General features: G+C 49.2%; 21 protein-coding genes. 9 read left to right on the forward strand and 12 right to left on the reverse strand.

The window, feature by feature from the left end:
• Nucleotides 1-186: 186 nt before the first annotated feature.
• Nucleotides 187-906 (reverse strand): hypothetical protein, encoded by a 720-nt coding sequence (locus AS151_RS07540; RefSeq protein ID WP_071516434.1) that lies wholly within the window; start codon nucleotides 904-906, stop codon nucleotides 187-189.
• A gap of 263 nt (nucleotides 907-1169) precedes the next feature.
• On the opposite strand from AS151_RS07540, the gene psaM reads away from it, so the two are divergent.
• Nucleotides 1170-1262, forward strand: coding sequence for a photosystem I reaction center subunit XII (gene psaM, locus AS151_RS07545; protein WP_071516450.1), 93 nt, complete (start codon nucleotides 1170-1172; stop codon nucleotides 1260-1262).
• On the opposite strand, the gene AS151_RS21435 is transcribed toward psaM, so the two are convergent.
• Entirely contained in the window at nucleotides 1239-1457 is a 219-nt protein-coding gene (locus AS151_RS21435) for a hypothetical protein (RefSeq protein ID WP_139240566.1), read from the reverse strand. The two genes, psaM and AS151_RS21435, sit on opposite strands and share 24 nt — an antisense overlap.
• 157 nt (nucleotides 1458-1614) lie before the next feature.
• On the opposite strand from AS151_RS21435, the gene AS151_RS07550 reads away from it, so the two are divergent.
• On the forward strand, nucleotides 1615-2076 hold the full coding sequence (locus tag AS151_RS07550; RefSeq protein WP_071516435.1) for a hypothetical protein: 462 nt from the start codon (nucleotides 1615-1617) through the stop codon (nucleotides 2074-2076).
• 10 nt (nucleotides 2077-2086) lie between these two features.
• Here the strand turns inward: AS151_RS07550 and ctpA are convergent, their stop codons facing one another.
• Nucleotides 2087-3331 (reverse strand): carboxyl-terminal processing protease CtpA, encoded by a 1245-nt coding sequence (gene ctpA / locus AS151_RS07555; RefSeq protein WP_071516451.1) that lies wholly within the window; start codon nucleotides 3329-3331, stop codon nucleotides 2087-2089.
• Nucleotides 3332-3668: 337 nt separating this feature from the next.
• On the opposite strand from ctpA, the gene AS151_RS07560 reads away from it, so the two are divergent.
• Nucleotides 3669-4316, forward strand: a complete 648-nt coding sequence (locus tag AS151_RS07560) for a cytochrome b6 (RefSeq protein ID WP_071516436.1) — start codon at nucleotides 3669-3671, stop codon at nucleotides 4314-4316.
• A gap of 63 nt (nucleotides 4317-4379) precedes the next feature.
• Complete coding sequence (petD, locus tag AS151_RS07565) at nucleotides 4380-4862, forward strand: cytochrome b6-f complex subunit IV (protein WP_071516437.1); 483 nt, start codon at nucleotides 4380-4382, stop codon at nucleotides 4860-4862.
• Nucleotides 4863-5202: 340 nt separating this feature from the next.
• Here the strand turns inward: petD and AS151_RS07570 are convergent, their stop codons facing one another.
• The gene (locus tag AS151_RS07570) at nucleotides 5203-5823 is read right to left on the reverse strand and encodes a hypothetical protein (protein ID WP_071516438.1); all 621 of its coding nucleotides are present in this window, start codon (nucleotides 5821-5823) and stop codon (nucleotides 5203-5205) included.
• Nucleotides 5824-6498: 675 nt separating this feature from the next.
• Here AS151_RS07570 and AS151_RS07575 point away from each other — a divergent pair.
• Together AS151_RS07575 and AS151_RS07580 are read left to right on the forward strand one after the other, a co-directional pair.
• Nucleotides 6499-7242: a PEP-CTERM sorting domain-containing protein gene (locus AS151_RS07575; protein WP_071516439.1), complete on the forward strand. Its 744-nt coding sequence runs from the start codon at nucleotides 6499-6501 to the stop codon at nucleotides 7240-7242.
• A gap of 451 nt (nucleotides 7243-7693) precedes the next feature.
• The gene (locus AS151_RS07580; RefSeq protein ID WP_170861341.1) at nucleotides 7694-8446 is read left to right on the forward strand and encodes a DUF4114 domain-containing protein; all 753 of its coding nucleotides are present in this window, start codon (nucleotides 7694-7696) and stop codon (nucleotides 8444-8446) included.
• A gap of 127 nt (nucleotides 8447-8573) precedes the next feature.
• Here the strand turns inward: AS151_RS07580 and glgX are convergent, their stop codons facing one another.
• The 5 genes from glgX to sfsA all read right to left on the reverse strand — a co-directional run bounded on the left by glgX (nucleotide 8574) and on the right by sfsA (nucleotide 15782).
• The gene (gene glgX / locus AS151_RS07585; protein WP_071516441.1) at nucleotides 8574-10703 is read right to left on the reverse strand and encodes a glycogen debranching protein GlgX; all 2130 of its coding nucleotides are present in this window, start codon (nucleotides 10701-10703) and stop codon (nucleotides 8574-8576) included.
• Nucleotides 10704-10801: 98 nt separating this feature from the next.
• Nucleotides 10802-11776, reverse strand: coding sequence for an NAD-dependent epimerase/dehydratase family protein (locus AS151_RS07590; protein WP_071516442.1), 975 nt, complete (start codon nucleotides 11774-11776; stop codon nucleotides 10802-10804).
• Nucleotides 11773-12918 (reverse strand): GNAT family N-acetyltransferase, encoded by a 1146-nt coding sequence (locus tag AS151_RS07595; protein WP_071516452.1) that lies wholly within the window; start codon nucleotides 12916-12918, stop codon nucleotides 11773-11775. Before AS151_RS07595 ends, AS151_RS07590 begins: the two co-directional genes overlap by 4 nt.
• Before the next feature lie 148 nt (nucleotides 12919-13066).
• On the reverse strand, nucleotides 13067-14359 hold the full coding sequence (locus AS151_RS07600) for an aminotransferase class I/II-fold pyridoxal phosphate-dependent enzyme (protein WP_071516443.1): 1293 nt from the start codon (nucleotides 14357-14359) through the stop codon (nucleotides 13067-13069).
• Nucleotides 14360-15056: 697 nt separating this feature from the next.
• Entirely contained in the window at nucleotides 15057-15782 is a 726-nt protein-coding gene (sfsA, locus tag AS151_RS07605; protein WP_071516444.1) for a DNA/RNA nuclease SfsA, read from the reverse strand.
• Between the two features lie 146 nt (nucleotides 15783-15928).
• Here sfsA and murJ point away from each other — a divergent pair, with 146 nt between their 5' ends.
• Nucleotides 15929-17551, forward strand: coding sequence for a murein biosynthesis integral membrane protein MurJ (gene murJ, locus AS151_RS07610; protein WP_071516453.1), 1623 nt, complete (start codon nucleotides 15929-15931; stop codon nucleotides 17549-17551).
• A 287-nt stretch (nucleotides 17552-17838) separates the two neighbouring features.
• Here murJ and AS151_RS07615 read toward each other — a convergent pair whose 3' ends face one another.
• The 3 genes from AS151_RS07615 to AS151_RS20695 all read right to left on the reverse strand — a co-directional run bounded on the left by AS151_RS07615 (nucleotide 17839) and on the right by AS151_RS20695 (nucleotide 18950).
• Nucleotides 17839-18255, reverse strand: coding sequence for a hypothetical protein (locus AS151_RS07615; protein WP_071516445.1), 417 nt, complete (start codon nucleotides 18253-18255; stop codon nucleotides 17839-17841).
• Between the two features lie 98 nt (nucleotides 18256-18353).
• Nucleotides 18354-18662, reverse strand: coding sequence for a DUF3181 family protein (locus AS151_RS07620; RefSeq protein WP_071516446.1), 309 nt, complete (start codon nucleotides 18660-18662; stop codon nucleotides 18354-18356).
• Between the two features lie 48 nt (nucleotides 18663-18710).
• Entirely contained in the window at nucleotides 18711-18950 is a 240-nt protein-coding gene (locus tag AS151_RS20695; RefSeq protein WP_084639452.1) for a 2TM domain-containing protein, read from the reverse strand.
• A 290-nt stretch (nucleotides 18951-19240) separates the two neighbouring features.
• Here AS151_RS20695 and AS151_RS07630 point away from each other — a divergent pair, with 290 nt between their 5' ends.
• The gene (locus AS151_RS07630; protein WP_071516448.1) at nucleotides 19241-19771 is read left to right on the forward strand and encodes a hypothetical protein; all 531 of its coding nucleotides are present in this window, start codon (nucleotides 19241-19243) and stop codon (nucleotides 19769-19771) included.
• A gap of 127 nt (nucleotides 19772-19898) precedes the next feature.
• Nucleotides 19899-21341, forward strand: a complete 1443-nt coding sequence (gene glmM, locus AS151_RS07635; RefSeq protein ID WP_071516449.1) for a phosphoglucosamine mutase — start codon at nucleotides 19899-19901, stop codon at nucleotides 21339-21341.
• Nucleotides 21342-21434 lie beyond the last annotated feature (93 nt).

Consider the following 21434-nt stretch of genomic DNA (forward strand, 5'->3'; position numbering starts at 1 on the left):
TCTGGAATTAGCCATAGGTATTGCCGACCAATTCATAAAAGGGATGGTTATGCTTATGCGTTTGCTCATACTCTATAGGCGACTTTAGTCGCCGTTCGTTTTTCCTCCCTGCGCTAAAGCGACAGGGCTTCCAAACGTATCGAGGTATTTTCCGTGAAGGAACTTGCCTTCACTCTTTTGCCGTATCTATGAATTGTTGGTGGCGTCGGATTCGGATTCTATGGTTTGCGATTGGTCGGTTCGTTCGGAAAATCCCCAGATGAAAATTAAAGCAATCATGCTGACCATCAGCCATTGGGGAGGTGCCAAACTATCGTCTACGACGCGGATCAGCAGCCGCATGCCAACCAAGCCAACGGTAATGTAGCCGGCATCTTCTAGGTGAACGTATTCCTGCAACCAGCGGATAAATAGTTCCGCCATGAAACGTAAAATCGCAATTCCCAGGGTAGCGCCGGTGAGGACCAGCCACAGTTCGTCGGAAAGTGCGATCGCAGTGGTGACGCTATCGAGGGAAAAGGCTAAATCGGTCAGTGCGATCGCGGGAATGGCTTGCCAGAGGGATTGAAATCGCGGACCGTGGTGGTGGCCTTCGGTATATTCTTCGGAAATAAAATGCTGGTATACCAACCATAACAGGTATAAAGCCCCCAGCAATTCAAATTGCCAGTATTGGATCACCCAGGTGGCGGTTAAAATGAGGACCATGCGCATGGCATAAGCCAGCAGAAGTCCTAAATTGAGGGCCCGGTGTTGCAGCTGGTCATTTTCCAAACCTCCTGAAAGGGATGCCAACGCCAGTGCGTTGTCTGCTGAAAGAACCGATTCTAGGGCCACCAAAACCAACAAAACAAACAAGGCATCGAGACCGAGATTGGGAGACAGTTCAAACAGTTGGTCTAACATGTAAGGCTCTTTAAGATTTGTTGCGAAATGAAATGTGCGTGCTGGCTACTATTTTGACTCTATCGTGGCAATTTTTGGCGATATTTTCCAGGTTTTCGCCCCTCGCCGCCGCTAGCTATAGATAGATTTTATCGTTAAGAAAATCAAAGCGATCGGCCATTTATGTTTCAAGTTGTAACAAAACCTTTCCCCAAAAGCCATTTTGTTGGAAATTGGTGGAAGATAGACCATCTGTATTTGTAGCTAAAAAGGACTGTAACTTTATGCTATCGGATACCCAAGTTCTTGTTGCCCTCGTCATTGCCCTCATCCCTGGCCTCATGGCCTTCCGGCTAGCCACGGAACTGTACAAGTAGGTAGCTGATGGTGTTTCTCTGTAAATGGCTTTCTAGGGAAACACCACCACCAATTACTTGTCTTCCTATCCCAGCCAGCAACGGGTCGTACAAGCAACGAAATTTGAAGCAGAGGTGTTCTGGAAGCATCTCTGCTTGTTTGTTTTCTGGGGTTTGTCCGTACAGCTTCCCATCTTGGCGAAATTTCCAGACCATGTACAATGAATAGCAAATCGCTCGAAAAAAACGGTAAATTGGCTAGCTATACAGCATTATTGAGGAAATATGCCAGCATACAGCCACAGGTGCTTCTACTAGAGCGCTAAGCCAGCGATTTCTCCTTTAGCCATGTAGAGAGCCATCTTTCTGGACTATGAATGCTTTAAAAACGCCACCTCAGGTCGTCGAGGCTACGCCAAACCGGCGCGTTTCCCACCGCCGACCCCGCAAGCGATCGCAAACGCACCCATCTCGCCAACCCCAAGCCAAAAAAGCCACCTCCCATCGGACGGCTGCTTTAGAGGCAACCACCAAAATTGCAGTCAACACGCTCATTTCGGTGGTTGCAGTTTCGGCGTTGGCTCACCTGTTGCCTTACCAACGTCAGGGATACCAGCAACTACAGGAAATGCAGGGATATTTGGAAAAACAGGAAAGCGAAGTGGAAACCCTGCGATCGCAATTTCAACGTTCCTTCGCTCCCAGCGCCACCAAACGAGTAATGCAGGAGCAGACCTACCTGCAAGACCCCCAACGCCGCCGCATTCTTTTTAAAGAGGGGAACCAGTCGAACCACCGCTTCTCAACAGAGCCATTTTCCCAGTCCCCCCAATAAAGATGGGTCCTTAGCTGGCTTTAGCCATAACAGCTTCTGGTGCCAGCAATTTCAGCGCTTGCTGGTATTGCGCGTCGGCTTCCGTGGCAATATCCCGTACCGATTGAATGTCTAGGGGAACCATCACATCCGGTTGAATGCCAGATTCGTTGATATCGCGATGGTTGGGAGTTTCGTATTTCGCTACAGTCACTGCCAAACCGGAACCGTCGGAAAGTTGAAACAGCGATTGAATCAATCCCTTACCAAACGTGGGTTCCCCAACCACTTGCGCGCGTTGGTTGTCTTGCAAGGCACCGGCGAGAATTTCGCTGGCGCTGGCACTGCCTTGGTTGACCAACACGGCTAAAGGTGCATCGGTCATGGCTTGCTCTCCTGCATCGAAGCTGCCAAACTGACCCTGACGGTTGACGGTATAGACAACAGTGCCGCCATCGAGCCACAAGCGCGCCACTTCAATACCAGCTTGCAGTAGACCGCCGGGATTATTGCGCAAGTCGAGGATGTAAGCATCGGCCCCTTTTGCTTCTAAATTTTCGATGGCGTTGGCAACTTCGGTGGTGGCGTTGCCGTTAAATTGACTCAGGCGGATGTAGCCGATTTGGGTGCTATCGTCGATGGAGCGCAGGGACCAACGTACGGGATTGAGGGCAATGCGATCGCGGATAATATCAAGAGACTCAACGCGATCGCTATCAGGATGTTGAATTTTCAGGGTTACCTGGGTTCCCGGCTGGCCGCGCATGCGTTTGGCGGCTTCCTCCAGGGAAAGGTCGTCGGTCGGCGTACCGTCAATTTCGACAATGTAATCCAAAGCTTGTACGCCGGCTTCGGCCGCTGGCGATCCTTCAATGGGACTAACCACTCGTAAGCGATGGGTGTCATCGTCAATGGCAATTTGCAAACCGACGCCAGTTAACTCCCCAGAAGTGTTCATTTGCAACCCGCGATACTGTTGGGGTCGCAAAAACCGGGTAAACGGATCGTCGAGGGAAGCCAACATCTGTTCAATGGCTTCATAAGCATCTTCGCTAGTCTCCATCGGCTGGCGCAGTGCTTTTTGACGCACGGACCACCAGTCTTGACCGTTAAACGTATCGTCCAAATAGGCTTGGCTGACCACACGCCAGGCTTGAGAGAATAACTCCCTCCCTTGTGTATTTGCTAGAGCTGGCGGCGTCCACCAGCTCATCCCCCATAGAAGTTGTAAAAATAGAACGCAAGCTATAACAAAAGTACGTCGATTCCCGAGCATAGGTCTGAAGATATGGTTGAATGGTTGAAAAAAACTGCTTTTGGCAAGTTTGATAGAAGGTTGTTTACTAGTCTGACACAATTGCTGGCCGATTGAAGGGGGGCGATCGCGACAAACATTCACCTCTACAAGCGTTGCAGGAGCACCATTTTGCCAGCAAATTGGCCAGAAAAGCTAGAAAAATCAACGGCTTGCTCCCGATTGCCAAATTTTTCTGTGCGATCGCTGCTGCCACAAACAGCACAATCCACCCATACCAGCCATTTCTAGATTTCCTCTATAAAACAAATTGTGTTACATTTTTTATAGATAGCAATTTTCTAGGAATGCTGGCTTTATGTCCAACGTATACGACTGGTTTCAGGAGCGCCTGGAAGTACAATCAATCGCCGATGACATTACCAGCAAATATGTGCCTCCCCACGTAAACATCTTTTACTGCTTGGGAGGCATTACGCTGGTTTGCTTCCTTATCCAGTTTGCCACTGGATTTGCCATGACTTTCTACTACAAGCCAACCGTTACCGAAGCCTTCTCTTCTGTTGAATACTTGATGACAGACGTGAACTTCGGTTGGCTGATCCGCTCCATCCATCGCTGGTCCGCCAGCATGATGGTGTTAATGATGATTTTACACACTTTCCGAGTTTATCTCACCGGTGGCTTCAAAAAACCACGGGAGTTGACTTGGGTAACCGGTGTGGTTCTAGCGGTGTTGACGGTTTCCTTCGGCGTGACCGGTTATTCCCTGCCTTGGGACCAAATCGGTTACTGGGCCGTTAAAATCGTCACCGGCGTTCCCGAAGCCATCCCAGTGGTTGGCGGCACCATTGTCGAACTGATGCGCGGTGGTGAAAGCGTCGGTCAAGCCACTCTGACGCGCTTCTACAGCTTGCATACTTTCGTGTTGCCTTGGCTGATTGCGGTTTTCATGCTGTTGCACTTCTTGATGATCCGCAAACAAGGCATCTCCGGTCCCCTCTAAAGCACGACCAAGCGCCCTATTTTTGTTTAAAATGAGAGTCGTCAGGAGAACACCAGCGAACCCATGAGCGTACTGAAAAAACCCAATCTCAACGACCCCGAACTGCGAGCGAAGCTAGCTCAAGGCATGGGTCACAACTACTACGGGGAACCTGCCTGGCCAAACGACCTGCTCTATGTCTTTCCAGTCGTTATTCTAGGAACGATTTCCTGCGTCGTTGGTTTGGCTGTTCTAGACCCGGCAATGATTGGCGAACCTGCCGATCCATTTGCCACTCCTCTAGAAATCCTGCCAGAGTGGTATTTTTATCCTGTTTTCCAAATTCTGCGTGCCGTTCCCAACAAACTGCTGGGCGTTTTGGCCATGGTGGCAGTTCCTGTTGGTTTGATTCTGGTTCCTTTCATTGAAAATGTCAACAAGTTCCAGAATCCCTTCCGCCGTCCGGTAGCAACCACTGTCTTCTTGATTGGTACGGTGGTTACCCTATGGTTGGGAATTGGTGCTACGTTCCCCTTGGATGAATCTTTTACCTTTGGCTTGTTCTAAGACCAAGATAAAGACCAAGATAACAACCAGTTAACCAGCAAATGGTTTCATCCCCCATTCAAACGGTTGGAAGTACGCTTAGGTAGGTTCAACCGATTGAGTGGGGGATAACTTTAGAAACGATTTTTTAATTGCTGCAAAACCAAAACTGCCAAAATAGAAAGCCTGGGAAAATTTGCTATTCCCAGGCTTTGCATTCAATCAAGTATGAAGATATGGAATATGTTGGTGTTTCTTCCTCGTTCGCTGGTAGGCTGGATGCATGCATATATTGCGTCACCTCCCCCTGGGACGATGCAACCCTAATGGCCAACGCAATTGACTAGTACAGCGTTTGGCGCTACGATTGGAACTGCTTTTTGTACGCAAATGCTCCCAAAGCTACAATGCCTACAGCCATACCGGTGGCTGGTTCGGGAATTTTTTCAGCAGCACTGTTGTCTTGGTGGGAAACATCGCGAACGAATACAGAAGCGTGGGATAAGGCTCTGGCAATGCCTTTTTTGTTGGCACTGGTACCTTTTGTACTCCACTCAATTTCATCGCCATGGTTGAAGGTCCCAGCTTCGATGTAGTAGACGCTGAAGTCCTTAGCGGCTTTCAAGCTGATGGCAAGGTCGTTGGTAGCCAAATCAATGTTGTCGAAGTCGAACTTACCTGATTTTTGCTCGCCACCATACTCGTTCTTGAAACTATAGTCCCAACCACCGCCAACTTCAAAGATGTCGTCTTGGTTGAGCAGTTGGGTGACAATATTATCTTTGCCACCATCCGTTACGTCGTTTTCACCACCTTCCAGTTTGTAGGAACCAGAACATTTTGAAGAACCAGCTATGTCGCTGGTGCTACAGGCTGGCGAATTGGTTAAAGAAAAGGCTTGCACTGGTGTCATTGCAGAAGTAGCAATTGCGAAGCCGGCACCCGCTACAACCGCAGTTGCCAAAGATTTCATTGCTGACATTTTTTTATCACTCCCAAAAAAAGAAAGTAGGTTTGCTGTTCGAATGCAACTTGATGTTTTCAGGAACGTCCTTTTTGTTTTCCCACTCTATAGTTTAGCTTTTTAAGCATGGAAATTATTGCGATCGCGATCGCTTTTATCGAATCTTTAATAGAAATTGGTATGGATTATTTTTTATCGCAGTTCTCGCTCGTGCAGCACATATTTTATTTCATTTGGTTTAATTTTCCTTCTGTATAAATACGTAAAAAATGCCTTTTTGAGGAAATTACGTATTTCGGCCGATCTTCCGAATCGCGGATAAGCGAAATGGCTGACACCATGGAAAACCAACGTATCTTTTAGCAAACCGACCTGCTACTTAGTATTGCTACCTTCCATTTGACCCATGGCATTTTTCCCAGACGCGATCGCCGTTCTCAAAAAAACAAAAGATTGTATTACGTACGTGTTTTTAGGCGGGAAATTTACGTATAAACACTGATGTTCACAAAAACTATATATACAAAATTCCGGTATTTAGCGGAGGATATTGCCAGCCATTTTTCCCATAATGGGAAGTGGGTTGCTAGGTCCGAGTCAAGCAAACTTTTTTCTAGGAACTGAGCTTCGCTATTGCCTACCTTAAGCATTTTATAGATTTCTGTAGAGAAACAAGTAGAGGGTTACGCCATTATGAAACCAATTATCTCCACACTCCTAGCGGCCAGTACCGCTGCTGCCGGTCTAGCGATCGCCGAACCGGCTACCGCTTTCACCATTCGTTCTGCCAGCGAAGCCGACGAACAAACCCAAAGCTTGATGCAGAACGACTTTCAAAAATATTTCAACGAGGATGCCAACAATATTGCCGACGAAGTCAAGGATAACATCCTCCAGCCCAACGAGTTGGTTTTGAACTTTCCCCATCAGGTAAAAACTTATTTCATAAACGAAAACGCCAAATACAGAAACCAACTCGGGTTCACCGCTACCGATAGCCAAGGCAATGTTATTGCCGAAGACCTGATTTTTGAAGACGTTTCCCGCAAAAATGGTCCTGGTAGATGGCAAAGCGGTGGAGATTTGGAAGTTGGCGACTTTGTCGATTTAGGAATGTTCGATGCTGACACCAAATTCGATTTTTGGTTGGTTGCCAACGGCGACGAAGATCGGATTTTTGGTGCCAATCCCGAGGAAAATCCTGATGGCAGACAGCATTTAGCCGCCTATCGCGATTCCGGTCACGTCATTTTAGGCTTTGAAGACCAAATGGCATCCAAAAGCGACTGGGATTACAACGACGGGGTATTTGCTGTAGATTTTGGTGAAGGCAATGCTGCCAGCATGCCAACTGCGGTTCCCGAACCCAGCTCCACGCTAGCCTTTTTGGGAGTTGCTGCGGTGGGTTTGGCTGCTTATCAAAAACGCCGCCGTTAATCGCTTCGTCTAACCAGCAATCGTTCGGATAATATTTCCCTAAAGAAGTTGGCGGTAGCTATGGTATGGCTGCCGCCTTCTTTTTTTGCGTGGAAGTGCCATGGAAGCATGAAAATCCCTTTACTGTTGGGTAGCCATTTCTGTGAATAAAGCTGGGAAAGCGTGGTGCAAACAAAATCAAAAATACGCCATTATGCGTACGCGATCGCACTGATGTTTTATGAAAAATCAACATCCAAAATTACGCTATTTAACGGAAGCCTTTTCTCTGTTTTTTTTAGAAAATGAAAATAAGAAGACGTAGGAACTTGGTGCATCTACAACCGAAGTTTTTGGTTAACGAACAGCCATCTATATCTTTACCCAATCTCGCTTCCCACGCCAACACAAGTACACAGGAGCCATTCATATGAAACCTACGACAACCAGCTTTCTCGTTGCAGGTGCACTCGTGACTAGCTTCAGCGCGATGGCACAACCAGCCAATGCCTTTACGTTGACCACAGAAGGCGGTCTAAAAAACGTGGATGTTTTGGACCAAAACCAAATTCAAAGCATTGACGCTGCACCTGAAGACCTACAAAACTATATAAGAAAGGGAGGTAGATACCAACAACAATACGTCAACACCGAAAGAAACGACATGTCTGCCGATGTTGGCAACCATGTTCTAGATCCCAACAAAATGGTGTTGCAGTTTCCCCACCAAGTGAGTGCCTACTTTATCAATGAAGGTGCTGGCTATCGCAACCAATTGGGATTTACGGCGACCAAGGATGGCGAAGTTTTAGCAGAAAAACTCATTTTTGAAGATGTTTCTTCGCCAGAAAGCGTTCTTAGTAACAGCAACGGTCCTCTCAACATTGGGGATTCTATGAACTTGGGTCAGTTCGATGCTGGGACGAAATTTGATTTCTGGCTGGCTTCCAACGGTCGTAGCAACCGCATTTACGGTGCCGATGCTTCTGAAAACCCCGATGGCAAACAACACTTAATCGCTTATTACGATTCTGATTATGTGGTTTTGGGATTTGAAGATATCCACGGTGGTGGTGATTTAGACTACAATGATACCGTCTTTGCTGTGGATTTCGGAAAAGACAACTCGGCTAGTATGGCTGACGTTCCCGAACCCACTTCGGCCGTTGCATTTTTGGGTTTGGCAGGGGTAGGCTTGATGGGTCTTCGCCGTCGTCAAAGCTAGTGCTTTTTCTGTGAATTCCTGCAAAATCTAGGGAAAATTGTTTGTAGGGGTACTTCTTGAGGTGCCTCTACTTTTAAGATAGAAGTAGGGAAGTTCCAAGCGATCGCCAAGCAGGGAAAATCTACGCCTATCTCTTTTGCAAAACCACCAGCGATCGCGCTTCCACCGGTACAATGACATTCTCATCCTGATAGGTTTTGCCATCTTCTAGAAAATACGGCTGGGTGGTATCAATAATCGTAAACCAAGAACTCTCTTGCAAACTGGGAGGAATCGTAAACTCCAGCATTTCGTAGTGAGCGTTGAAAAACAGTAAAAAACTGTCGTCCATCACTCGTTCTCCCCATTTTCCAGCCGTCGCGATCGCATCGCCATTTAAGAAAATTCCCACAGCTTTGGCAAATCCAGCATTCCACTGGTCTTCGGTCATTTCGCCACCATCGGGATTGTACCAACTAATATCGCCAATTTCAGAACCGCGTATGGAACGACCTTGGAACCACTTGCGACGTCGGAAAACGGGATGCTGGCGGCGGAAGTAAATGAGTTGGCGAACAAAATCCAACAAGGCTTCGTTGGACTCGGTTAAATCCCAATTCAACCAAGTTCGTTCGTTATCCTGACAGTAGGCATTGTTGTTTCCTTGCTGCGATCGCCCTATTTCATCCCCACTCAACAACATAGGAACCCCTTGAGACAGCATTAGGGTAACTAAAAAATTACGCCGCTGGCGGTTGCGCAATTCAATGACCGATTCATCGTCCGTTTCTCCTTCCACACCACAATTCCAAGACCGGTTGTGGCTTTCTCCATCTTCGTTATCTTCACCGTTGGCTTCGTTGTGTTTTTCGTTGTAGCTCACCAAATCGTTCAGGGTAAACCCATCGTGAGCGGTTACAAAATTTACGCTGGCACTGGGCTGACGGCCGTTGTCTTCGTACAAGTCGGAACTGCCTGTAAATCGAAAGGCAAAATCTGCCAAGCGGCTGTCTTCCCCGCGCCAAAAATCGCGCACGGTGTCCCGATATTTCCCGTTCCACTCCGACCACAGCAAAGGAAATTTCCCCACTTGATAGCCACCTTCTCCCACATCCCAGGGTTCGGCAATCAGCTTCACATCTGACAAAATGGGGTCTTGGTGAATAATGTTAAAAAAGGCTGCCAGGTTATTGACTTCGTACAGCTCTCGTGCTAATGCCGATGCCAAATCGAAGCGAAAGCCGTCCACATGCATGGTTTCCACCCAGTAGCGCAGGCTATCGGTAATTAATTTTAAAACCTGCGGGTGGCGGACGTTGAGGGAATTGCCGCAACCGGTAAAATCCATGTAGTAGCGTGGGTTATCGTCTACCAAACGGTAGTAGATGGCGTTGTCAATTCCCCGTAGCGAAAGGGTGGGTCCTAAATGATTGCCTTCACCGGTGTGATTGTACACCACATCCAAAATTACTTCAATGCCACCAGCATGCAGGGCTTTCACCATGCGTTTGAACTCCCGTACTTGCTGTTCGGGATTGCGGTGGGTAGCGGTGTAGTCGAAGTGAGGGGAAAAGTAACCGATGGAGTCATATCCCCAGTAATTTTTCAATCCTTTGTCCGCCAAATGGCCAGGATAAGAAAGGAAATGGTGAACCGGCATCAACTCGACAGCGGTTACTCCTAGAGATTGTAAGTAAGAAATAGCCGCCGGATGGCCCAAACCAGCGTAGGTACCGCGCAAAGTTTCGGGGATATCGGGATGCAGCTTGGTGAATCCTTTGACGTGCATTTCGTAGATAATGGTTTCGTGTTCGGGAATGCGCAACAAGCGATCGCCTTCCCAGTCAAAAGATTCATCCACGACAATTCCCTTGGGAACCAGATGGGCATCGTCTGTTTCGGAAAACTCCAAATCTTTTTCTTCTGCATCCCAGGGATAGCCAAAAATCTCTTCGCCGTAGCCAATTTCTCCGTCTACAGCTTTGGCATAGGGATCGAGCAATAGTTTGTTGGGGTTGAAGCGATGGCCATTTTCCGGTTCAAAGGGACCGTAGACGCGAAAACCGTAGCGCTGGCTGGGGCCAATTCCTGGTAAATAACCGTGCCAAATAAAATTTTTCACCTCTTTTAAGGCGATGCGGGTTTCCCGGTCTTCGCTGTCAAACAAGCAAACTTCTACACCGGTGGCATTTTCGCTGTACAGGGCAAAGTTGGTGCCTTTGCCATCCCAAGTAGCGCCCAAGGGATAGGGATTTCCCGGCCAGAGCGGTACGTACATACCAGAACCTCACAAAACTTGGTGATTGCCCAAACGAGCATCTTTTATGCTAGCGCTTTTGGCTGCTTTTGGGAAAGAGAATGCGATGGTGCGGGAAACTACGGCCATTCTTGGCGAATTTGGGCAGTCATCTCCAGCAATACCGTTTCTGGGGAACGGGGTTGCCAGCCCAACTCCCTTCTGGCTTTGTTGCCATCCACCCGAACCAGGCGGTCGTACACGTAGTGTAGCCTTTCTCGACTAAGGGGTGGGTTCCAGGAAAACAACCTACCCACCACCTCCAAAATATTGCCAACCAGCAGAACCAGGGGTTTGGGCACTTCCACCGGCGGGGCAATGCCAGCATCTTCGCCGATGAGGGCAAACATTTCCCGGGCGGTCATTTCTCCGGCAGAGAGAATGTACCATTCGCCAGGGGGTGCTTTTTGGGCTGCTAGCAGCATGGCATCTACCAGGTCGTCTACGTGAACGATACCAGTCAAGCGATCGCTTTGTGCCCAAACTTTCAATCCCCCCTGTAAAAATCGTTCTATAATCGGTCGAAAGTGGGGGTCGTCTATTCCAAAAATGCCCGATGGCATAACACTCACCACCGGCAATCCGTAGGCTGCCCATTCATCCACCAACTGCTGTGCCCGGTATTTGGTGCGGTCGTAGGGAGAAGAAAAATCGGTTTGGGTGCGTTGGTAGCTTTCATCCACCACTTGCCCGCGGGTATCGCCGAAGACACCGATGGTACTGCAGTAAACCATTTTTTGGATTTTGGCTTCGCTAGCCACCGTCAAGACCGCGCGGGTTCCTTCTACATTCACCTTTTCCATCAACGCCGCATCGACAATCCCCAGTTCTACGTAGGCGGCGGTATGGAACACCCAGTCTGCCGCCTGCATGCCTTTTTCGAGAGCACTGCGATCGGTAATATCTCCATACACCAACTGTGCCTGGGTACCTTGCAGGCGTTCCAAATTGCTGGTCGGGCGCACTAAGGCCGTAACCTCGATATTTTGACGTTCCAGCGCTTTCACCAAGTGGGAACCGGTAAAGCCATTGGCTCCAGTAACGAAGGCTTTCATAAGGCTTTTTCGTACATGCGGTAGGTTTTGTAAATGGTACAGCCGGTGGCTTCAATGACCCGACGGGAGTTGGTATTGTCTTCCCACACCCAAGATAGTTCGGCATTTTTGTAGGGTTTGCTTGGTTGGGAACCATGGTGATGGTTGTGGTAAATCAAAGCCATAGCCACCATTTTGCGACGGTATTCTGGCAAAACGCAAATGACCAAAACCCGCAGACGATCGATTTGGCGGCGATACCAAAGGAACTTCAGCATGCCCCACCAATTGAGCTTACCATTCACATGGCGTAGGGGAATGTTGTAATCTGGCAGGGACATAAAAAATCCCACCGGTTTGCCGTTCTCTTCGGCGAAGGAGAAAACATCCCGATCGACAGTGGACTTTAGATCCTTAGCTGTTTCAAAAAATTCGGCTTCCGTACGCGGTGTGGAACTCCAGCTGCCGCTAAAGGTGGCGTTAAAAAGATGGTAAATGTGGCGTACGTCTTCAGTGAATCCTTCGCCGCGATGGCGAACTGGACGAAAGGTAATGCCAGATTGACAGGCAATGCGATAGGCTTTTGCAAATTTGGGGGGTAGGGGTTTGTCGAGGGGTAAGTTGTAGGCGTAGGCATCCTTGGCTTTGGCAAACCCAGCTTTTTCCACAAATTGTGGGTAGTAGGGGGGATTGTAGGGCATCATCACCAACGGCGGGTCGTCAAATCCATCTACCAAAAACAGGCAATTGTTGTGGGTAGATAGGTCGATGGGACCCCGAACGCGGGTCATGCCGTGCGATCGCAACCAGTCGCAGGCGGATGCCAACAGCAGGCGGGCCGCTTGAAAGTCCTCGATACATTCAAAAAAACCAAATACCCCCACAGCTTCACCTTCTCGTTCGATCAGGCGGTGGTTGATGGCAGCGACAATCCGACCCACTGCTGTTGGGTGGTGATGGTTGCGGTCCTCCCGCCAAGCCAGAAACGCCTGCAATTCGCCATACTGATAGAAAGGATTGCTGCGGTCAAAGTTGGCAGCCACGCTACGGCGCAGGGGCGGTACCCAATGGGGATCGCCTTGGTAAACTTGCTGGGGAAGATCCAAAAAGGTTTCCCAATCGGATCCGGTTTCTACAGTTTGAATGCGCACCTGTGTATCCATGGGCTGGTATGGGAACTCAGTAGGAAAAGAAGTGCTGGCAAAAGGGGCTGAGAGGACAAAGGTGCAAGCTTCCAGCAGTTCCTTTGCCCTTTGGCGAGGTGGATAGGGAAATTCCGCCATGGGAAACAGCCACGGAAACGGCGGGAAGCTACCCAGCGGTTACCATGGTTTGTTCTGGTTTGTACATGCGATCGCGGGTGGCCACCATAGCTTCCACCAAGCGGTCCATATCTTCTTTGGTATGGAGGGCGTTGGCGGTAATGCGCAGGCGCGGTTTGGCGATAAACCAGATGGGAGAAATCCAAATATTGTAATTTTCCAACAGGTAGCGGGCAAAATGCTTGGGATTGATTTCCGTGGGGAGCAAAACGGGGATCACGTTGGTTTCTCCCATGGCCAGGAATCCTTCCTCTGCCAAACGCGATCGCAGGTATTGCGTGTTGGCATGAAGGGTTTCTACCAATTGCGGGTGGCGACGCACTTCGCGTATGCTTTCCAAGGCAGCGGCGGTCATTGGCGGTGGTAGCGAGATGGTACCAATGGAGGTGGGGGAAGTATCCAATAGATCGATAAATTCCCGCACGTGGCTGCTAATGGCAGCGCCGGCGGAAGCCGCAAATTTAGAGAAGGTGGTCATAATCAACGGCACCATACCGCGTTCGATGACCTGTTGTGGATGCAGGCCAAAGTGTTCGTAAATCCCGCCACCGGTAGCGCCGAGGGAGCCGCTGGCGTGGGCTTCGTCCATAACAATGACGCTGCCTGGGTAGTTCTCTAGCACATCCAGCATTTCCGGTAGCGGCGCCAGATCGCCATCCATGGAAAACACGGCATCAGAGACCACCATAATCCGATCGTCGGGTTTGGCATAGCGGCGGAGTTTGCGAGCCAAATCGTCCACATCACAGTGGCGGTAGGGTTTGACCCGAACGTCCGGGCTGTGACTGAACACCTTGCCGGAACGGTTGCTGGCGTTGACCACCGCGGAAACAATGCAGCCGTGGTTGAGAACGTCTGACAAAATCAGTGTTTCGCGCGTGTTTTGGAACCCAGGAACGGAAATGGCAAGATGGCAAAATGCATCGACCAATGCCTGCATTGCCATCCACGCATTCATGAACAACTGGGTATGGGGCAAGTGTTTAAACTCGGAAATTTCGTTTTCCAGCTGTCGGTGTAGGTCGATGCGACCGCTCAACACCGAGCAAGAACTGTTGGAAGTCCCGTACTGGTGGATGGCATCGATGGCTGCCTGTCGCACGCCTTGGTTGTGTACCAAACCGAGAATGTCGTTGGTACAAAAGGTTAACACCCGTCGCCGCTTGCCAGTATCGGGTTCTTCAATTTCTACGCAATTGCCCCATTTTTGATGGCAAACATATTTATCCGGATAGAGGCCGCTTTCATAGCAGCGTTGCATGTACTCTTTGACGACTTGCACGTAATTTCTCCTCTCACCAGTGTCTTGATAAATTTTTATAAGTCGATGGGTCTGTGGTGCTACTCGCGATCGCCCCAAAAGAACCGGATTTTGGTTTGGGGAGAACGATTTCACCGACCACAAAACGAAATTTCTGCTAGAAACTCTCCTGTGACGGGATTGCTAGGTGACTCTTCCCCCGAGGGAGTCGGAGGGAGAGTCGCCTGGGGGGTGTGGGGTAGCATCTGCCTTTACAGACATAAACTTGACCAAATTATTGCATGGGTTGTGGCTATTGTCGGACAATAGCCCATTGTAGGGCAATGATAGCAGGAATTCTCTTCCACACTAAGCCTTTTCTTGGGTAGCATTGGTTGTTTTTTCAACGGATGCGCCATCAAAACCGGGTGATAGTGAATTCTTTTTCAACCAGAAGATAACAGAAATTATTGCCACAAAGGCAGTTGCTATCCATTCCTCATGTCTTGCTATCCCCGATAATGAGGTATTGTCCTTAAAAAATCGCTTTTTTGCTACCTATCGGTTATTTTTTTTTAGCGATGGCGGTGGTGCTGTGTTTTCCCCGCCAGGAAGTTCGCAGCGATACAGGTGGTAGATGCGTGCTGGCCGGAATCCGAAGGTAAAGCCCCTAGAAACCAACATAGATTTTCGAGACACCCCGGGCACTGCGGGAGTTCCTGGGCGATTGGCGACTCATTCAAACGGGGGTTCGGTTGTATCCAGCCAATCCCAAATACCGAATGCCTGCCGGCGAAATATCAAAGCGGCAGGGCAATACCTCCAATCCCTTGTCAACGGCGGTCCGCAGTAGTTCGCCATATTTGGCATCTGCTAGATCTCCAGAGGTAAATTGAGTACAATCGTTGCGATTGATAAAATACAGCATCACCACCCTGGCTTCCGGCAATAGAGCCATCAGTTCTTGTAGATGTTTTTGACCGCGTTTGGTTTCGGTATCGGGAAACAAAGCTACATTTCCTTGACACCAGGTGGTATTTTTAACTTCTACATAAATTGGTGGCTGGGAAGCACCTGTCAGCAAAAAATCCACCCGGGAATTTTCACCGTATTTTACTTCCGAACGGACGCTGTCGTAGCCGCTAAGTTGGTCAAACAAGTGATTTTCCAGGGCCAATTTAATCACCCGATTGGGAAGTGAAGTATTGATGCCTACCCATACGGGGTCGGGGTCTTCCATTTGAATCATTTCCCAGGTGTAGGGATGTTTGCGTTTGGGGTTGTTGCTAACCGATAGCTGTACCGGTTGCCCCACTTGACAAACGCCGGTCATGGGTCCTGTATTAGGACAGTGTGCCGTGACCACGTCGCCGTTTTCCAGTTCTACATCGGCGAGAAACCGTTTGTAGCGTTGGCGGAGAATCCCAGCTTTTAACGGGGGATATTGATAGAGAAAATCTGTCATAATATTCAATTTCGCGATTTAATAGGAAAGGCTTTTGACGGTTGCTAGCAGCGTTGCCTATTTTCCCAAATGTTGTTTTTTCTGGCGATGGCTGCTGTCAGTGTTTTCCTCAAATAGCTAACAACGTACGCTTGCGGTGGTTGCCCTTGACAGAACCAACGGATACCAAAACTTCCGGTCGCTCTCTAACCAATATTGCTGGGATTGTGGCGATTGCCACGCTGATTAGTAAGGTTTTTGGTTTAATCCGCCAGCAAGCGATCGCGGCGGCATTCGGTGTCGGTGCAGCGGCAGATGCGTACAATTATGCTTACGTGGTACCGGGATTCTTGTTAATTCTGTTGGGAGGGATTAACGGACCGTTCCACAGTGCGATTGTAAGTGTCTTATCCAAACGCGATCGCAGCGAAAGCGCCGCCATTGTAGAAACCGTCACTACCCTGGTTGGCGGCATTATGCTTTTGGTGACCATTGCGATCGCTATTTTCGCCGCTCCTATTATCGATTTGGTGGCACCGGGTCTCAATGCCACCCCCGAAGGCATGGAAATTCGTGCCATTGCCATCCGCCAGCTACGCATTATGTCTCCCATGGCACTGCTAGCGGCTTTTATTGGTATTGGGTTTGGTACCCTCACTGCCAGCGATCGCTACTGGTTGCCTTCCATCAGTCCGCTCTTTTCCAGCAGCACCCTCATTGCCGGTTTGGCCATTTTAGCGATCGCATTGGGGAAAGACATCACCCGACCGGAATATGCCTTATTGGGAGGCATGGTCCTCGCCGTCTCTACCCTCCTGGGTGCCATCTTCCAGTGGGTGGTTCAACTCATTTCCCAATGGCGATCGGGAATGGGAAAGTTTCGCCTGCGATTTGCCTTCCGCCACCGGGGTGTTCGCGAAATTTTGAAAATTCTCGGACCCGCTACTTTTTCTTCTGGTATGCTGCAAATCAATGTCTACACGGATTTGTGGTTTGCCTCTTTTATTCCCCAAGCGGCAGCAGCTTTGGGATATGCGGGATTGCTGGTTCAAACTCCCCTCGGGATTATTTCTAATGTTTTGCTGGTTCCCCTCATGCCTGTATTTTCCCGCCTCAGCGATCCGCAAAACTGGGATGCTTTGAAAGGTCGTATTCGCCAAGGATTGGTTCTAACAGGGTTGACTATGCTACCTTTGGGCGCTTTAATGATTCCCCTGGCTTTCCCCATTGTGCGCGTGGTTTACGAACGCTATGCCTTTGACAAGGAAGCATCCCAATTGGTGGCACCGTTGCTTGTGGCTTATGGGTTGGGAATGTTTGTCTATCTTGCTAGGGATGTTTTGGTCCGGGTTTTTTACGCTTTGGGAGATGGACAAACGCCTTTTCGCATTAGTGTTATTAATATTTTTCTCAATGCTTTGTTTGATTATATTGCCATGAATTTATTTGGCGCTCCCGGTTTGGTTTTGGCAACTGCTGGGGTGAATTTCTTTTCGTTGTTGGTCTTGCTGGTGTTGCTACACAGAAAAATTTATGGTTTGCCTTGGATCGCCTGGAGTATTCCCTTAGCAAAATTATTTGTTGGTAGCTTGGTCGCTGGTTTTGCTGCTTATGGTATTTTACAGGGGTGCCAGCAGGTTTTGGGAACGGCTGGATTTTGGGTACAGTTGTTGGCGTTAACTTTGGCAGGCTTTGGCGGTTTGGGGATTTTTGCGGCTTTGGCTACTCAAATGAATCTGCCAGAGGTGGATATTTTCGTTTCTCAGGTGAAGCGGAAGTTGGGTCGGTAGTAGGGCATTGGTATGAAACCCCACAGCAACTATTTTTGCGCTGCTTAGATGTTTGAGCGAAAGAGCCTCAAACGGTCTTTCCCCATCACCAGGGGCGGTTTTGAAAAATTTCCTTTTTTGGGGTTCCATCCTGAAGCAAGCGGAAATCTTTCGGGATAGCCTGGCACCAACCGTTAGCTTTAATATTACTATTATACAGCACTTCATTACTTTTGTCAAGAGAACGCTGTCCAAATTTTTTTGGTAGATATTGGGAAATTATGTGGCAGCCAGGCAGTATTTTTGGCTTAAAAGTTCGGCAAGGAAATTCCCACAAACAAGTCGTAACTTGTATTGCCGCGTGTCGATCCCACCGAAATGATGTAGCGGTTGCCGTCAGAAGGAGGTAGCTGGCCAAACCAGGCTTTTTGGCTGTAGATTTGTTCCCGCCAGGTACCATTTTGCTGGTAAAGTAGAGAAAACACGGCATTATTTTCGGGGGAAGTCAGGGCAATGGAAATCGCTTGTCCCGCTTGTGCGCTCAAATAATGGTCGTGGGTATTGCCGCGTACAATTCCGTTAGAAACAACCGTATAGATAGAATTGCGGGGAAAAGATAGCTCAAAAGTTCGCGTGTCGGCTTTGGCTGCCGTAGTGACTAGGGAAATAGCCAGCGTTGCGATCGCGGCAACCCAAAAAGTATGTTTCTGAGTATTCCGGTTCATGCTTACCATCCCATCCATTTTCAATGCAAATCGTCCCCCCCTACCCGAAAAGCATTCGGTTTCCCCCCTTGTCTTCTCATGGAACCAATATAGAGAAGCTACATATTTTCTTTCTGAAACTCTTCTAGGATATCAAAAAGTTGGACTTGTCCCTGCATGGGAAGCAAGTCGATGAGGGGAATTTCCCGTCTGCCACCGCCGACTTTCACCATCATATTTTGCAAAATGGGGAGAACCCGGTCTTCGCTAACTTGATTTTCTACCAAAATGGGATAGATGCGTTCGGCCAATTTTTGGTGCAGGTGGGCGTCATCGAGACGCAGGTGCCACTTGGCAATATCCAGGTAGAGTTCGCCAAGTTCGGCGGCGAGGGTTTCGATTTGTTGGGTAGTTTCGGAGTTTGCCATAGGAATTACCGTTTTTTGCTGCTAGGACCAACCAAAGGAAGCATGGGTTTATTTAGAATAATTAGCGATCGCGAAAATATACAGTCCGTGGACCGCAAGAACTCCCGTCCATCCTAACGTCACCCAAGGGGTCCACGTCCAAGGAGAAGCTTGCAGGTTCCAGAAAAACCACAATCCGGAATTAAAAGCGGCAAAAATAGCGACATGAACGGCAAAGGTCATGCGGTCGTCGAGTTTTCTGTATTCCGGGTCTTGGCGATCGGGTTTTCTTGGCCAGCGAGGAGGCATAATCAGCTATCTTTATTTTCAGCAATCGGCAAACTGGTTGGCCGTTGGCGGTTATCTTGTCTTAGCAAGCACCAACAACCAACTGGGGGCTATTTCGATTGTACGCTGTCGGTGCCACAATTGAACCCAAAATCTAAAAAGCGATCGCTTTCACTGAATTTTGCCATCAAAATCCTCCTGGGGAAACCCATAAAAAAACCACAGACAACTTTTTGTTTTCAATTGCTGAAGAAAGTTGGCCATAGAGTTAAAATCGGGGAAAGCTCGTCCAAAAACTATGTCTGCTGGTTGTGAGTGTTACTCGATTTTGGCGATCGCGCACGTTCAAGCGTGCCAAACATTTATCCGTGTTCATCCTCATCGATGAAGTTTCCGCATTTCAAGCCTATCGCCTGTTACAAACCCATGGGATTTCCCCGGAACACCTAGCCATCGTTGGTCGTGGATACTGTACTCCCGAACAAGTTGGTTTGCGAGAACCCTTGCAAATTGCCTGGCGCAAGGCGCGTTGGTTTGCTGTTGCTGGCGGTACATTGGGGTCGTTTTTGGGATTTAGCCTTTGGGTGTCCGTTCAGTGGCAAATCCTGCTTCCCCGGGGGTTTGAACCAGCTTTGGCGATTCCAGCGATTGGGATTTTAGGTGGCTTTTGCGGCGCTGTAGTGGGTGCTTTAATTGGTTTTCTGGGGGAAGGCAGCCAAGCCAATGTTTACCGCTACCACGTGCGTCAAGGACGCTATTTGTTGATGGTGGAAGGTCCGCAAAGTCTGGTACAATCCGCGCGGGAGATTTTGCAGGTCTATGCGGTGGGCAAACCCCGATAAGCCGATCGCAGCTGCTAGTTGGCTGCCATGGCCGTGGTTTTCTCCCCATATCGATCTTCACGAATCGGGCAATTCTGGGTAGGATTGACATGTTGGTGTGGATTTGTGTGGAGTGAAGGAAACATTTATGGTAGCTTCTAGCGATCGCGTCGTGGTAGAAACCAGGCGGCAGCGTCTTTGCTTGCCAGAACATCGTTTGTTTGGAACCGATGGCATTCGTGGTACGGTTGGCACTGATGCTAGCGGAAGTGCTGGTGAATGGCTAACGGCGGAATTGGCGTGGGAAGTTGGGTTTTGGGCCGGTCAAGTTTGGCAAAGGACCCCTCTCGATGGCAAAACTGTGCTTGTGGGACAAGATTCCCGCCATTCTAGCGAAATGCTGGCAGAAGCGATCGCGGATGGACTAAATGCCGCGGGGTTGGATGTGTGGCATGTGGGATTGTGTCCGACGCCTGGGGTAGCCTATCTCACCAATGTACTGCCAACTGTCGGTGGGGTGGTTATCTCTGCCAGCCACAATCCCCCTGAAGACAACGGCATCAAACTGTTCGCCGCCGATGGTACCAAAATTTCCCGGCAAGTCCAAGAGGACATCGAAGCTGGCATTCGCCGCCAATCCCAACTCATTCCTCTAGAAAGAAAGCGAGGAGAATATACCTATTGTGCGCAACTATTAGAAACATACCAGCGATCGCTACGGGAGTCCATTGCCCATATCCCGTCTCTATCTGGCATCAAAGTTGTGCTAGACTTAGCTTGGGGGGCTGCTGCCAAGGCTGCGCCGGCAGTTTTTGAAAGTTTGGGCGCGCAAGTGATTCCCTTACACAGCCAACCCAATGGCGATCGTATTAACGTAGGTTGCGGGTCTACCCACCTCAGTGTTCTGCAAAAAGCTGTTGTCGAACACCAAGCCGATTTGGGATTTGCCTTTGACGGGGATGCCGACCGGGTTTTGGCTGCCGACCACCGCGGCCATCCTGTAGACGGCGATCGCATTTTATACTTGTGGGGACAGCAACTGCGCCAGCAAGGGCAACTCCCGGAAAACACCATTGTCGCCACTGTCATGTCCAACCTGGGATTTGAACGCGCTTGGCAAGCCAGTGGCGGTCGGTTGCTGCGAACCCCTGTTGGCGATCGACACGTTCAAAACCAAATGCGCGAAGGTGGTTATATGCTAGGTGGCGAACAGTCAGGTCATATTTTATGCCGCCATTTTGGCGTTACCGGGGATGGATTGCTAACCGCTTTGCATATAGCTGCCTTAGTACAAGCGTCTGGTGTTGCCCTTGCCGAACTGGCAGACAATAGCTTTCCCTGTTACCCGCAAATTTTAAAAAACGTACGGCTTCCTTCCCGAACTCGCTTACAACAGTGGCAGCAATGCGATGCGATTCAGAGTGCCATCCAACAGGCAGAAGCAGAATTGGGAGATGGCGGACGCATTTTGGTCCGCGCTTCAGGAACCGAACCCCTGCTGCGGATTATGGTGGAAGCGGCAACCGAAGAAATGACCGAACGCTGGGTCCATCGTTTGGTAAATACCGTGCAAACCAATCTTGCCGACTAAAAATCAAGGACCCAAAAAATCCAAAATCCGGAAATCTCCGGTATTGAGTATCAACAAGGAACCCTCTACCAGTACGAACTTAGGGAATACTTG

The sequence above is a fragment of the Geitlerinema sp. PCC 9228 genome, from assembly GCF_001870905.1.
GTDB lineage: Bacteria > Cyanobacteriota > Cyanobacteriia > Cyanobacteriales > PCC-9228 > PCC-9228.